Annotated in this window: 12 protein-coding genes; 7 read left to right on the top strand and 5 right to left on the bottom strand. The window is 42.9% G+C overall.

Features of this window, described 5'->3' with window-relative positions; genetic code table 11:
• The first annotated feature begins 81 nt into the window (after positions 1-81).
• Positions 82-1,122: a porin gene (locus FFR00_RS17130; protein ID WP_137674640.1), complete on the top strand. Its 1,041-nt coding sequence runs from the start codon at positions 82-84 to the stop codon at positions 1,120-1,122.
• Between the two features lie 373 nt (positions 1,123-1,495).
• Positions 1,496-2,530, top strand: a complete 1,035-nt coding sequence (locus FFR00_RS17125) for a porin (protein ID WP_161985199.1) — start codon at positions 1,496-1,498, stop codon at positions 2,528-2,530.
• A gap of 70 nt (positions 2,531-2,600) precedes the next feature.
• Here the strand turns inward: FFR00_RS17125 and FFR00_RS17120 are convergent, their stop codons facing one another.
• Both FFR00_RS17120 and FFR00_RS17115 read right to left on the bottom strand, forming a co-directional pair.
• Complete coding sequence (locus FFR00_RS17120; RefSeq protein WP_137674638.1) at positions 2,601-2,975, bottom strand: TraR/DksA C4-type zinc finger protein; 375 nt, start codon at positions 2,973-2,975, stop codon at positions 2,601-2,603.
• Between the two features lie 181 nt (positions 2,976-3,156).
• A complete protein-coding gene (locus FFR00_RS17115) occupies positions 3,157-4,095 on the bottom strand; it encodes a tRNA-dihydrouridine synthase (RefSeq protein WP_137674637.1) in 939 nt (312 codons plus the stop codon).
• A gap of 431 nt (positions 4,096-4,526) precedes the next feature.
• Between FFR00_RS17115 and apt the strand changes: the two genes are divergently transcribed.
• The 4 genes from apt (at position 4,527) to FFR00_RS17095 (ending at position 8,366) form a co-directional block, all read left to right on the top strand.
• Complete coding sequence (apt, locus tag FFR00_RS17110; RefSeq protein WP_137674636.1) at positions 4,527-5,072, top strand: adenine phosphoribosyltransferase; 546 nt, start codon at positions 4,527-4,529, stop codon at positions 5,070-5,072.
• A gap of 14 nt (positions 5,073-5,086) precedes the next feature.
• Complete coding sequence (gene dnaX / locus FFR00_RS17105) at positions 5,087-7,450, top strand: DNA polymerase III subunit gamma/tau (RefSeq protein ID WP_137674635.1); 2,364 nt, start codon at positions 5,087-5,089, stop codon at positions 7,448-7,450.
• A 71-nt stretch (positions 7,451-7,521) separates the two neighbouring features.
• Positions 7,522-7,848 (top strand): YbaB/EbfC family nucleoid-associated protein, encoded by a 327-nt coding sequence (locus tag FFR00_RS17100; RefSeq protein ID WP_137674634.1) that lies wholly within the window; start codon positions 7,522-7,524, stop codon positions 7,846-7,848.
• Between the two features lie 92 nt (positions 7,849-7,940).
• Positions 7,941-8,366, top strand: a complete 426-nt coding sequence (locus FFR00_RS17095; protein ID WP_137674633.1) for a DUF3010 family protein — start codon at positions 7,941-7,943, stop codon at positions 8,364-8,366.
• Positions 8,367-8,446: 80 nt separating this feature from the next.
• On the opposite strand, the gene asnB is transcribed toward FFR00_RS17095, so the two are convergent.
• The 3 genes from asnB to FFR00_RS17080 all read right to left on the bottom strand — a co-directional run bounded on the left by asnB (position 8,447) and on the right by FFR00_RS17080 (position 12,668).
• Entirely contained in the window at positions 8,447-10,111 is a 1,665-nt protein-coding gene (asnB, locus tag FFR00_RS17090; protein WP_137674632.1) for an asparagine synthase B, read from the bottom strand.
• Positions 10,112-10,305: 194 nt separating this feature from the next.
• Positions 10,306-11,898: a cation:proton antiporter family protein gene (locus FFR00_RS17085; RefSeq protein ID WP_137674631.1), complete on the bottom strand. Its 1,593-nt coding sequence runs from the start codon at positions 11,896-11,898 to the stop codon at positions 10,306-10,308.
• Between the two features lie 20 nt (positions 11,899-11,918).
• Positions 11,919-12,668 (bottom strand): HAD-IIA family hydrolase, encoded by a 750-nt coding sequence (locus tag FFR00_RS17080; RefSeq protein ID WP_137674630.1) that lies wholly within the window; start codon positions 12,666-12,668, stop codon positions 11,919-11,921.
• A 135-nt stretch (positions 12,669-12,803) separates the two neighbouring features.
• On the opposite strand from FFR00_RS17080, the gene FFR00_RS17075 reads away from it, so the two are divergent.
• The gene (locus FFR00_RS17075; RefSeq protein WP_137674629.1) at positions 12,804-13,823 is read left to right on the top strand and encodes an adenosine deaminase; all 1,020 of its coding nucleotides are present in this window, start codon (positions 12,804-12,806) and stop codon (positions 13,821-13,823) included.
• Positions 13,824-13,885: the final 62 nt, after the last annotated feature.

Genomic DNA, 13,885 nt, shown 5'->3' with positions numbered 1-13,885 from the left:
TATTGACCAGACAGTGAGAAATCACTGTCGCACAGGGAATTTAAGGAACAAGTGTTTAATTGCTAAGAAGGCACAGGAAAAATGAAAAAAACAATTCTAGCGGTAGCAATACCAGCTCTATTCGCAGCATCTGCACAAGCTGCAACTGTATATGACGCCGACGGCGTAACTGCTGAAGTTTATGGTCGTATGCAATTTGAAATTCAAGACGAAGGTGGTGAGAACTCTAAAGTAGACGGTATCGGTTCTGCTCGTATGGGTTTCAAAGCTAAATCAGAAATCGCATCAGGCATTAACGCCCTAGCTCGTGGTGAGTGGCAAGTAAATGCTGAAAACAGCGACGGTGATGATGAGCAGCTTGCTGCACGTCACGTATATGCTGGTTTTGAGTTTGATGAAGGCGGCACTGTAGTATTTGGTCAAACTGATACTGCATTCTATCAAGCAGTTGCTGCAACAGATATCTTCAACAAATATGGCTACGAAGCTTTCGATATTATCGAAAGTGGTCGTCAAGAAGGTCAAGTTGTATACAACGGTGAATTTGGTGGTTTCTACGTAGGTGCTTCTTACCAGTTCCGTGATGATAACTTTAAACTTGGTGCTGGTAACCCGGACGCAGGTTTCCCTTCAGTTAAAACTGACCGCAAGCTAGATAACTCTTACGCTGCGACTATCGGTTACAATTTCGATTTCGGTCTGGGTGTTTACGGTGGTTACCACGCTGAAGATTTCGAAGTTGGTGATAAGAAAAACATGGCTTTATCAGCTAGTTATTCTCTAAACGATTTATATTTAGCAGCTGTATATGTTAAATCAGACCTTAGTGATATTAAATGGTCTGATGCTGGTGGTGTAGTTCATGAACCGGAAGAGCTTACTGGTTATGATATCGTAGCATCTTATGACATCAACGCCGTTTCTTTATACACTGGTTATGCATTCCAAGAAGCCGAAGGCAAGTTAGCTGGCGTATCTGGTAAAGCTGATACAGCGAAGGCATTTAAATTAGGCGCTCAATACAAGTTTAACAGCAACATGAAAGCATGGGCTGAGTACTTGAACGATGGCCTAGAAGGTGCTGACGACAAGTGGAACATCGCAGTACAATACAACTTCTAAGTTGATTGTTGTGATAAGCGCTTGTTAAGCGCTGTTCTATATAAAAGCTCGCTACGGCGAGCTTTTTTGTTTGTTATTTCCCTATTTTTCACACCTAGATTCTGCCTACATTTCCTCACTCTGAGCTCTATTATTCATTTTGTGTATATCTGCTAGTTCTTGAATAGATAAACATTTTGTAAAACTCACTATTGCATTTTCAATAAACTATAAAAGTTCATAAAAACTTCAAAAAAATGTTGAATTCCCTCTCGTTTTCAGCAAATATGTCGGCCGTGAGAAGGACTTCACTGCACAAGGAAACCATTCAAAGGATGTAGCGAATGGGTCAAGGAAGAGATAAGTTATTAATCTCAAAATAGGCAGTGGAACATTGAAAAAGACAATTTTAGCAATCGCAATTCCAGCATTATTCACAGCTGGCGCAACTAACGCTCAAGAAATTTACAACGACGGCGAAAATTCATTCTCTATCGGTGGTCGCCTTAACCTTATGGTTGAGTCAGCAGACAATGGCGTAGAAGGCGAAGGCCGCGAAGCGCGTTCAGAAAACAACTCTTCACGCATTAACTTAAATTTCTCTCGCAAAATGAGCGAAAACGTTACTGCTCGCGCTACCATGGAATACGGTATCGATAATCCAAATGGCGACAGCGACGCTCCTTTCTTTAACCGTTTAGGTTTTGTAGCGTTTGACCACGCTGACTACGGTTCAATCTCTTACGGTAAGCAATGGTCTACTTACTACACTGTTACTGGCGTTACCGATGTATTCTGGGTATACGGCGGATCAGCAATGGGTATCTACGATGGTGACCACGGTGAGACTGGTGCTGGTCGTGCAAACGATGCTCTACAATACAACGGTAGCTTCGGTGGCGTTAACTTAAGCGGTCAATACCAATTTGCTGATGAAAACGAAGGCCGCAAAGACAGCTACTCTGGTGCTGTATCTTACGATTTCGACTTCGGTCTAAATGTTGGCGCTACTTATCACCAAATGAACCGTACTGATGCCAAGAAAGCTGAAGTATCTAACGATGGCGACATTAAACTAACTGCATTGGCAGCTAGCTACAACCAAGGTCCTATCTACGCTGCTGTTTCTTACGGTGAGTTTAAAAACCACGTAGAGTTTGACGGCGCTACAGGTGTTTCAGACAAAGCTATGGGCCATGAAGGTGTATTCGCTTACACCTTAGACATGGGTCTACAACTTTACACTGGTTGGAACTACCAAGAAGACAAAAACTCAGAAGCTGATCTAAAAACTGCTTTAGTAGGCGCAATGTACGATTGGAACAACGTTCTTTTGTACACTGAGTACCAAGACGAGACTGTTAAGTCTACTTCTGGTAACAAAACTGACGACAACCGCTTAGCGCTTGGTGTTCGTTACAACTTCTAATCTGGCTTAAAAGTCGATAGAAGTAAAAAGGCCACCGCAAGGTGGCCTTTTTGTTAATCGCTATTTGTTATTAAAGAGCAAAGCTTTCGCGGCGCTTTGATAAGCGATGTTTATCACTACAGCGCTGGCAACGCTGCGTGCTAGGATCACTTGCCAATCTATCTAACTCAATAACTTCTTCACAGTCACTGCATAGCCCGTATAAACCTAGGTCGATTTGGCAAAGCGCGGCATCAACCCGCTTAAGCTGTTTAAGTTGAGCATTTAATTCTGAATACTGTAGTTTTAACGCTTGGTCAATGAGTTGTTCATTACTCAGTGATTGCAATTTGCCAGCAGTTAGCTTCAAGCTGGCTTTTTCGGAGGCAGTTAAAAATGAGATGATTTCAGACTTTAACTGCTCTAATTGCTGCGTAAGTCGCAACTGATAATCTGTAAATTCCACATTCAAGCCCAATTAAAAAGTGAATATGCAGTATAAACAGCAGAATAAGCACTGAGATATGATGTGAATCAAAAGCCTCTCCCTATAGCGCTATATGTCTACATTTATTAGGGTTTTGTTGATCTGATGCAGAAAATGATTAATTTTTGTGACAAAACATAAAATGATGAATTGGCTTTCGCTAACTGGCTTGTTGTAGGCGGATAGTATTAATAATTGTTGCGGTGTCTTTGTATATACGGATAGAGCGAAATAACTCATCAGCCTCAGGGTAGTAGCCAGAGAGGTACCTAAGCCATTGCTTTACTCGGCTTTGATAGTATTTTGATTTTTCGCTATTTATTTCATGTTGCGAATAACGAATAAGCAGTTCTATAACTGCTTCCCAAGATAATGGGGCTTCTTCTCCGCGAACCACTTTGGCTAAGTTAGGAATGGTAAGTGCGCCGCGGCCAATCATTACGTCGTCACAACCGCTCGCTTCTTGGCATTGTAAGTAGTTTTCTCTGTTCCACACTTCACCATTAGCAATAATGGGTATCGAAAATTGCTCTTTTACTTTTTTAATGTAATGCCAATGGGCAGGGGCTTTGTAGCCATCTAACTTGGTTCGGGCATGAATGGTAAGTTCATTTGCTCCAGCTTCTTGAACAGCTTGTACAATATCAAAGCAATCTTCTTTGTTTTCCCAGCCTAAACGGATTTTGGCAGAAACAGTATGTTGTTTTGGTACTGCTTGGCGAACCGCGCTTATTACCTCAAAGATAGATTGAGGGGCTTTTAACATAGATGCACCCCCGCAGCTGCCGGTAACCGTATTACTTGGGCAGCCAAAGTTTAAATCTAGGCCATGCGAACCTAATTCGATAGCACGAACCGCATTTTCTGCCATTGGGCTAGGGTGTTGGCCAAGTAGCTGCACCCGCACAGGAGTGGTGTTATCAATGAAGCCGCCTTCATGTAACTCAGGACAGTACTTATAAAAAACTTTATCTGGCAGGGCAACATTAGTTACACGAATAAATTCGGTTACGCACCAATCGTATCCGCCACAACTGGACAAGAGCTGTCGCATTGAAGCATCGGCTACACCTTCCATTGGGGCTAAAACTACGCGCATAACTTACCTACCTAAAAAAGGGCGTTATTCTAACGGTTTGGCATATAGCAAGCCAGTGAAATTAACCATCTCACTAAGCAACCCGCGCTTTAGTTCGAATAGCTTTATCCTTTCTTTTTATGGGTATTTGTAGCAAACGGAGTCGCGTATAATTGATTTAGATCAATGTTGATTGGAATTAGTTTTAGGGTGTTTTTGAAATGGACCACGAGTTTAAAGAAAGTTATAACGTATTATATTTACTAGGTTTTATAGTGGCTCTACTGATCCCAACCTTACCATTGAGTTTGTCTTTACTTAAAATTTTAGCTTAAATTTTGTATTGTTTTTCAGGAAGCTCTACGTTGCTTTATGGCTGCAAACTGAGATAATTAAAGATTGTAAATAGCGCCCACCTTTATGGGCGTTTTTTTTGGACAATGGAAGCCGGTATGAGTAGCTCAAACCTCGAATATATTAAAAGCGCAATCAAAACTATCCCTAACTATCCTAAAGAAGGCATTTTGTTTAGAGATGTTACCAGCCTAATTGAAGACCCAAAGGCTTTTGCTTTAGTTATTCATGAATGGCAGCAACGTTTTGAAGACTTAGGTATTACCAAAATTGTTGGTACCGAAGCGCGCGGATTTATATTCGGTGCGCCTTTAGCCTTAGCTTTGGGTGTGGGTTTTGTTCCGGTGCGTAAACCTGGCAAATTGCCTCGTGAAGTGATCGGCGAAAGCTACGAGCTTGAATACGGCATGGATACACTTGAGATCCATACCGATGCGATTGAGCCTGGTGATAAAGTGTTGTTGGTTGATGATCTCATTGCCACCGGCGGTACCGCAGAAGCCTCAGTTAAGCTGATTCGTAAACTTGGTGGGCAGATAAATTATGCGGCCTTTGTGATAAACTTAGTAGACTTACCAGGCGCACAAAAGCTAACCACATTGGGCGTCGAATCTAGCTATTTAGTTGAGTTTGAAGGCGAATAGGACAAGCATATTTAATGAGTTATCAAGCCCTAGCAAGAAAATGGCGACCAAGAACATTCCAACAGGTAGTTGCCCAGCAACACGTGTTGGCAGGCTTGATTAATTCTCTTGATCAACAACGACTGCACCATGCTTATTTGTTTAGCGGTACTCGCGGTGTTGGCAAAACAACCATCGCACGTTTATTTGCTAAGAGCTTAAACTGCGAAGTAGGGGTATCGTCTCAGCCCTGCGGAAAGTGCAGTAATTGTATTGAAGTAGATCAAGGTAACTTTGTTGATTTATTGGAAATAGATGCTGCGTCTCGCACTAAAGTAGAAGATACCCGCGAGTTACTCGACAATGTGCAATATAGCCCTGCTAAGGGGCGTTATAAAGTCTACCTAATTGATGAAGTGCACATGCTGTCTCGCCACAGTTTTAATGCCTTGCTTAAAACTCTGGAAGAACCGCCAGAACACGTGAAGTTTTTGTTGGCGACTACCGATCCTCAAAAGCTTCCGGTTACTGTGTTATCTCGCTGTTTACAGTTTCAGCTTAAAGCCTTAAGCGAAGAGCAAATTGCTCATCAGCTAGCGTATATCCTCGATGCAGAGCAACGTCAGTATCAACCCGCTGCGCTTAACGCACTTGCCCATGCTGCAGACGGCAGTATGCGAGACGCTTTGAGTTTAACTGACCAAGCTTTAGCCTTATCTAATCAGCAAGTTGATTACCAACAAGTATTAGATATGTTAGGCGTGCTTGATCCTCACCAATTACGCCAATTGTTGTGTCATGTTGCAGCTGGTCAAACAGAATCGGTTTTTAGCAAAATATCTGAGTTAGCGACTATGGCGCCAGACTACGAGCAACTGCATCAGCAACTGGCTGAAATTATTCATAAAGTGTGCATGGCGCAAGTGTTGCCTGCTAGTCAAAATGACGAAACCATACAGATGTTAGCCGAGCAATTAGATGCGCAACTACTGCAGTTGCTTTATCAGATTGTGATTACCGGTAAACGTGACTTTGCTTATGCGCCTAGCCCACGTGGCGGCTTTGAAATGACTGTGTTACGGATGTTGGCGTTTCAACCTGCAGAGCAGGTAGAGCAACTCTCGCCAGAGCCGCAAACAACTGCCACTCCGTCTAATGCTGAATTAGCTGACAACAGCTTGGTAAAAGAACAGCAAGAGATAATTGAGCAAGCGCAGCAACAAGGTTATCAAGTTGATGCCGCGCCGGTAAAAACAGCTGCACCGGTATCAACACCGCCATCGCAAACAAAAGACGAGCGGGTAGTGCAGCGTGAGCAAAGTATTGCAAAGCTCAAAAATCAACTGCGTGGCAATGAGCCAGCAGACGATGTAAAACCCGCCGTATCGATTCATGGTCAAGAGCAGCAGGTTCCAGTGGCTAAATCACAAGCTGCAGCTCCTACTGCTGAGTTAGTTCAACAGCCAAGCGAGCCTGCGGTTGCCATTGAACAACAATTACCTGCATCCGAAGCTGCTGCTACACATCCAGTAGAGCCGAATGAGCAATGGTCTGATCAAGCTACGCCTCCGACTCCTGTCGCACCGGTCAATGAAACTAGTGTCTCAGTAGATGATAGCTATTACGCGCATTTAGCAGAGATGGGTGGAGGTTATGATGAAGAACCTAATTACGCGGCGGATTATCAAACGCAAGATATGCATTCTGCTGTTCCCGCATCGTCAGCATCACCTTCAATTTCTAGTCCTAGCCCTGAGGTCAGTAGTGCTCCGGCCAAAGAGGATACCGCCTCATTATTGCAGTTGCGAAGCCAATTAAGAGCGCGAGGAAAAAGCGAAAAAAAGTCTGAAGAGGCTAGCGCCTCAAACAGCAAAAACAGTACTTTAGCTCCAGCTCAAGCGGTAAAAATGGCCAATCATGGTGGGCAGCAGATTAGCTCGAACAATGAAGCGCTTACGCCTCCGCTTGCAGAGGGGTTAGCGCCGGCAGCACCAGAGCCATTTCAATCATCAGTGACCGATCATGATGAGAGATGGGCTGAAATGGTTAAGCATATGGACTTAGGCCCAATTGCTCGGCAAATAGCTATTAACTCCTTGTATCAACTTGCCGGTAGCACCGTAAAATTGTTACTTAAGCCTGATTTGTCTCACTTACCTAAACCCAGTTCTGTAGAAGAATTGAAGCAACAGCTTAGTCATTGCCTTCAGCTTAGTGCGGAATTAGATATTACGGTTGGTGAAGACTCAAACAGTAATACGCCGCTAGAGCTTGCTCAGTTACTTCATCAAAAAAATACCGAAGCAGCACGCGAGCGCTTATTGGAAGACCCCAATATTCAAGCGCTGCAACAACGCTTTGGTGCAGAATTAGATCACGACAGTGTGAAATACCACTGAACAACTTGATTTTCGACATTAATATCGATGTAATGTCGCTGTTATAACTAATAGAAGAGAAGAGAATAGTTATGTTTAAAGGCGGAATGGGTAACCTAATGAAGCAAGCGCAGCAGATGCAGGATAAAATGCAGCGCGCTCAAGAAGAAATCGCCAAAATGGAAGTTACTGGTGAGTCAGGTGCAGGCCTGGTTAAAGTTGTTATGCTAGGTAACCACAATGTACGTCGCGTTGAGCTAGATGAAAGCTTAATGGAAGATGACAAAGACATGATTGAAGATTTACTTGCAGCAGCTGTTAACGATGCAGTGCGTCGTGTAGAAGAAGCCAGTAAAGAGAAGATGGGTGACGTAACCGGCGGCATGCAAATGCCTCCTGGTATGAAAATGCCTTTCTAAATTGGCTTCAATTAGCTGATTGATTAGGCCGCGTTGCGGCCTTTTTTGTGCAACACTGATATTGCACGGTTTATTTTGTAACGGGTATTAATATGAAAGTATGTGGCGTAGAAATAAAAAGTAATGAAGTAATAATAAGCTTATTGAGTTTAGAAGATGGCTTGTTTCAAATACCCGATTGCCGCGTGCGTCGTTTAACCCTTAGCGATATTAATAGCACTCAGCATTTACGCGATTTTCAATTTGCTTTTGCTAAGTTAATGAGTGACTACAAAGTTGAAAAAGTGGCGATTAAACAACGCCCAATGAAAGGTAAGTTTGCGGGCGGGGCAGTGGGCTTTAAACTTGAAGCTGCCATTGAAGTGATCGCAGATCTTAATGTTCAGTTGATCTCAGCGCCTTATTCTAAGCAAATACTTAAAGATAACCCTATGCCTGTAGAATTCTCTGCCACTGGCCTTAAAGCTTTTCAAGAGGTGTCTTTTACCGCCGCTTATGTAGCTTGTATGTCTGAGTAGTATTTTACTGAGATATAAAAAAACCGATGCCATGGCATCGGTTTTTGCTTTTAAGCTGAGTTAACTAAGCCCAAAAGTGATTAGTACGCTTCGTTGTGTACCGATAGTACTGCACGACCTGAAGGATCGGCGTTGTTAGCGAAGCTCGCATCCCAAGCAATTGCTTCAGGTGTAGAACAAGCTACAGACTTACCGTGTGGTACACATTCTGCCGCAGAATCCTGCGGGAAGTGCTCTTCGAACATGCTACGGTAGTAGTAAGCTTCTTTAGTATCTGGGGTATTAATTGGGAAGCGGAATGCCGCATTTGCCAATTCTTGATCAGATACTTCAAGCTCTACAAGTTCTTTAAGGCTGTCTATCCACGAGTAACCTACACCATCAGAGAATTGCTCTTTTTGGCGCCATGCGACTTCTGCTGGTAAGTAACCTTCAAAAGCTTCACGAAGGATGTGTTTTTCAATCTTGTCGCCAGCACACATTTTAGCTTCTGGGTTAATTCGCATTGCTACATCCATAAACTCTTTGTCTAGGAATGGAACACGGCCTTCAATACCCCAAGCGGCAAGTGATTTGTTGGCACGGTTACAATCGAACATGTGTAGTTTTTCTAGCTTACGCAGTGTTTCTTCATGGAACTCTTTGGCATTAGGCGCTTTGTGGAAGTATAAGTAACCGCCAAAGATTTCGTCGGCGCCTTCGCCAGACAATACCATTTTAATGCCCATAGCCTTAATTTTACGCGCCATTAAGTACATTGGAGTAGAAGCACGAATAGTTGTTACATCGTAGGTTTCTAGGTAGTAGATAACGTCTTTAATCGCATCAATACCTTCTTGAACCGTGAAGTGAATTTCGTGGTGAACTGTGCCTAAGTGCTTAGCAACTTTTTGCGCAGCAATTAGGTCTGGTGAGCCCACTAGGCCAACGGCAAATGAGTGCAGTTGCGGCCACCAAGCTTCAGAGTTGTCGTTATCTTCAATTCGCTTGTCTGCGTACATTTTAGTAATCGCAGAAATAACTGAAGAATCTAAACCACCAGATAGTAATACGCCGTATGGTACATCACACATTAGTTGACGCTTAACAGCGGCTTCTAAGGCTAATTTTAAATCTTCTACGCTAGCATCGTTGTTTTCAACCGCGCTGTAATCCATCCAATCGCGCTTGTAGTATTTAACTGGCTCGCCCGCCTTACTCCACAAGTAATGACCTGGAGGGAATTCACTAACGGTTTTACAAATTGGCGTTAGTGCTTTCATCTCAGAGGCAACATAAAAGTTACCGTGCTCGTCGTAACCGGTGTACAGCGGGATAATACCAATGTGGTCACGGCCAATTAAGTAAGCATCTTCTTCTGAATCGTACAAACAAAAGCCAAAGATGCCGTTTAGGTCATCTAAAAATTCAATGCCTTTTTCTTTGTACAAAGCCAAAATGATTTCACAGTCTGATTCAGTCTGGAATTCAAAATCAACATTAAGCTCAGCTTTAAGATCTTTGTGGTTGTAGATCTCGCCATTTACAGCAAGAGCGTGAGTTTTCTCGGGATTATAAAGAGGTTGTGCGCCGGTATTTACGTCTACGATAGATAAACGCTCATGCACTAAGATGGCATTTTTTGAAGTGTAAATACCTGACCAGTCCGGGCCACGGTGGCGTAAACGCTTTGACATCTCAAGTGCTTGCTTACGCAGCACACTGAGGTCAGATTTAATGTCTAGAACTCCAAATATGGAACACATACTCTTCCCTTAACTACTTTGTGTTTACTCGTGAACAAATGGTACTTCGCCATTTGTCCAAATATTGCTTTCAATTTGCCAAGATCAGAAATTATTGCAAGCCCTGATTGAGATTTTTTGCTAAAAAAAGCCAGAAAACTAATAAAATTTAACAAACTGGCTATTTTTATAAGTCTTTTCGCAAATATTCAGCTTTATTTCTGTGGTTTGTTGTTTTCAATGAGCTGATTGTGAACATGGTCAGCAAAACCTGCACCGGCTTCATTGTATAAGTTAAATACTTCGTCAGCCCCTAGGCGCTTTAACTTCTCTGCGTCGTCGGCAAATTGAGCAATGGCTGCAATTTTTGCATTAAACGAGCCTTTTTGAAGTTGTTTTAGTGCGTACTGATTACCATGGTGATGAGGCATGGCTAAAAGCACTAATTTTAAATCTTTAGAGGGGGCCAGTTTTTCCCAAAAATCAGAGTCCGTTGCATCGCCTTGAATGACGGCGCGACCACTTTCTATTTGGTGCTGAATCTTTTCTAAATCAGTATCAATACCAATCACTAGGTCTGGGTAGTACTGCTGTAACATGTCATAAGCACCTTCACCAATACGTCCCATGCCTAATATAACTACCTGCATTTGGCCGAGCTCTATCGGTTGGTCTTCCAGGTGCAATTTAGAGCGTTGTAAACGTTTAAGAGAAGGGCGAATAAACTGATAGATAATATCGGCATTTTTGTGAATGGGTGCGGATACCAAAAAGCTAATACTAACCGCCATCGCTAGTGTGGCCATCCAAGAGGCGTCAACCCATTGCAGCTGAACCGCGACCGCGGTGACAATCAAACCAAATTCACTGTAGTTGGCTAAGCTCATTGCTCCTAAAAACGCGGTGCGAGATCGCAATCTAAACCGCATTAAATAGAGTAAGTAGAATCCGGATTTAATCACCAAAATACCTACAAAAAATAATGCGATATATATTGATTCCACACTCAATTCGCTGGAAAGGCCAATTGATAGGAAGAAGGCTACGAGGAATAGTTCTTTGAAGCTAAACAGCGCTTTTGCCATACCACTAGCAGCAGGGTGGCCAGCCAGTAACATACCAATAATAAGAGCGCCTAAATCAGCTTTTAAACCCACTAAGTCAAATAACTGAGCGCCTAATACAAAGGTGAGGAAAAAGCCGAGTACTAGCTGTAATTCGCCGTGTCCCACTCGATTAAGTAAACGATACAGCACTGGGCGAAGTGGTAACAGTAGCAATAAGAAAGGCGCATACATGGTTGGAAGTTTGCCGGTGGTGGCGGCTAAAAATACCACTGCGAAGATATCTTGCATGATCAATATACCAATGGCCACACGACCATAAAGTGCATTCATCTCACTCTTATCTTCTAATACTTTTACCGCAAACACGGTACTGGAAAAGCATAGAGCGAAAGACAAAACCACAATGCCTGTGCTTGATAGTTCGCTAATGCTACTAATACCAAACCATTTAACCGCAGATAAGGCACCCACAAACAGCAGCATATTGGTTGCCATATGTGCGGTAGCTGTGCCCCATACTTCACGCTTGAAGAGGGTTCTTACATCAAGTTTTAAACCCACTGTAAACAACAGCAGGGTGACCCCTAAATCGGCTGCAGTAGAAATCAGCTCGTTTTGTTCGAAACCAATTTCTCGCAGAATAAAGCCTGCAGCTAAAAAACCAATTAATGGGGGTAAGTGAGCCAAATGAGCGAGAAAGCCCGCCAAAAACGTCACTGTTATAAGTATAGAAATATCCATTTATCGTTAAATCTTTATTGTTATATTATGTCTATAGCGGCTACGTTGGGGAAAACATAGTTAGGTCTAAAGGGTACCATTTCAATGTCTGCTTCACTGCTCACACCAGATAACACCAATATCGTTTCTAAGCCAGCTTGAAAACCCGCCAGAATATCGGTACGTAAATTGTCGCCAATAATTAAGGTTTCTTCAGCATGTGCGCCAATTTTATTTAAGGCCGCTCTTACTATCCATGCACTTGGTTTACCTACAACAAAAGGTTGGCGACCTGTAATGCGTTCAATGGGCGCACACAAAGAGCCACAAGCGGGGCTCATATTGGGGCCATGTGTATCTGGGTTAGTGGCAATAAATTGGGCGCCTTGTGCGACAAACTTCGCGGCATGTTGAATCATGTTCCAGTTGTAGTTCTTGGTTTCGCCAACAACAACAAAGTCAGGGTTAATATCGGTAATGGTAAATCCTGCACTGTATAATTCATGAATGAGCGCACCTTCGCCAATCACATAGGCTTTATTACCTTCTTGACGCTTTAAGAAATCGGCAGTGGCCATGGCAGAAGTATAAAAACAACTCTCTGGAATATCTACGCCAGCAGTTTGAAAGCGATTTTGTAAATCTTGAGGTGTTTGAGCGGGATAATTAGTTAAAATCACCAACTTAGTGTTGTTGGCCAATAAACGCTCGATAAATGCCTTGGCTCCGTCTATCAGTTGGTTGTCGTGTAGTAGTACACCGTCAATGTCACAAATAACAGCTTTGCTCATTCTTTTTCCTTAGAACCAGTATTATCAGTAGTTCAGGGTACCGTAGTGTGGCTAAAAAGCGTTAGAGAAAAATAACCTTAGGGCAACAAATAGCTTATATTCTTTACTATCCAAGCAGTTGAAGGGGAAGCATTGATGATTAATCAGCAAGAGTTTATTAAAAAAATACCAAAGGTTGAGTTGCACCTCCACATAGAGGGCAGCCTAGAACCTGAACTTATGTTTAAGCTAGCTGCTCGAAATAAGATTGAGCTGCCTTACTCTTCGGTAGAGTCGCTTAAAAAAGCTTATCAATTTAACAATCTGCAAGAATTTCTCGACCTTTACTACCAAGGTGCAGAGGTGTTGCAAACTGAGCAAGATTTTTATGACCTTGCTTGGGCCTATTTTGAAACCTGTCATCGCGATAACGTGCTTCATACAGAAGTGTTTTTTGACCCTCAAACGCATACTGAGCGTGGCATTGCGATGGCTACGGTCATTAATGGCTTAACCCGGGCGAAACAGCAAGCTGAAAAACAATACGGTATTAGTTGCGAATACATTTTGTGTTTTTTGCGCCATTTGTCCGAAGCGTCTGCGATTCAAACCTTAGAAGCGGCAAAACCATTTTTGGCGCAGATCATTGGCGTTGGCTTAGATTCTAGTGAACAAGGGCATCCACCCGAGAAGTTTCAAAGGGTTTTTTCCATGGCCAAACAACTGGGGCTTAGGCGTGTCGCACATGCTGGAGAAGAAGGACCAGCTTCTAACGTAGCAAGCGCTTGGGAATTGTTAGATGTGAGCCGAATAGACCACGGCGTTCGTTGTTTAGAAGATGCAGCGTTAGTTAAACAGTTAGCTAGTGCACAAATGCCTTTAACCGTTTGTCCTTTTAGTAACGTAAAACTAAAAGTGGTGGAGAACCTAAGTGACCACCCATTACCCAGTATGATAGAAAAAGGTTTGGCAGTGACGATTAACTCTGATGACCCCGCATATTTTGGCGGCTATTTGCTAGATAACTTACAAGCTTGTAGCCAAACCTTTAACTGGGGCAGGGCACAAATAGCCGCATTAAGTTACGCCGCAGTCACTGCTAGTTACGCCAGTGAAGTAAGAAAAAGTGAGTTAAGTCAACTAATTGACAACTGTTTAGCAGAGTTTAGTCAGTGAGCTTGTATTTTATTGGGTGCTCGCGCCATAGTTAGTATTCAGCTGACCAATAAGGAGATTAT

It is taken from the genome of Agarivorans sp. Toyoura001, assembly GCF_005405585.1.
In the GTDB taxonomy this organism is placed as follows: Bacteria; Pseudomonadota; Gammaproteobacteria; order Enterobacterales; family Celerinatantimonadaceae; genus Agarivorans.
Note: the sequence above shows the minus strand (reverse complement) of the source record. Positions and strands in the feature narration are given on the sequence as shown.

What these genes read in the sequence shown, in the direction of transcription:
- FFR00_RS17130 (WP_137674640.1), top strand. Translation starts at nt 82, where the DNA reads ATGAAAAAAACAATTCTAGCGGTAGCAATACCAGCTCTATTCGCAGCA.
- FFR00_RS17115 (WP_137674637.1), bottom strand. Translation starts at nt 4,095, where the DNA reads ATGCGCGTAGTTTTAGCCCCAATGGAAGGTGTAGCCGATGCTTCAATG.
- apt (WP_137674636.1), top strand. Translation starts at nt 4,527, where the DNA reads ATGAGTAGCTCAAACCTCGAATATATTAAAAGCGCAATCAAAACTATC.
- dnaX (WP_137674635.1), top strand. Translation starts at nt 5,087, where the DNA reads ATGAGTTATCAAGCCCTAGCAAGAAAATGGCGACCAAGAACATTCCAA.
- FFR00_RS17100 (WP_137674634.1), top strand. Translation starts at nt 7,522, where the DNA reads ATGTTTAAAGGCGGAATGGGTAACCTAATGAAGCAAGCGCAGCAGATG.
- FFR00_RS17095 (WP_137674633.1), top strand. Translation starts at nt 7,941, where the DNA reads ATGAAAGTATGTGGCGTAGAAATAAAAAGTAATGAAGTAATAATAAGC.
- asnB (WP_137674632.1), bottom strand. Translation starts at nt 10,111, where the DNA reads ATGTGTTCCATATTTGGAGTTCTAGACATTAAATCTGACCTCAGTGTG.
- FFR00_RS17085 (WP_137674631.1), bottom strand. Translation starts at nt 11,898, where the DNA reads ATGGATATTTCTATACTTATAACAGTGACGTTTTTGGCGGGCTTTCTC.
- FFR00_RS17080 (WP_137674630.1), bottom strand. Translation starts at nt 12,668, where the DNA reads ATGAGCAAAGCTGTTATTTGTGACATTGACGGTGTACTACTACACGAC.
- FFR00_RS17075 (WP_137674629.1), top strand. Translation starts at nt 12,804, where the DNA reads ATGATTAATCAGCAAGAGTTTATTAAAAAAATACCAAAGGTTGAGTTG.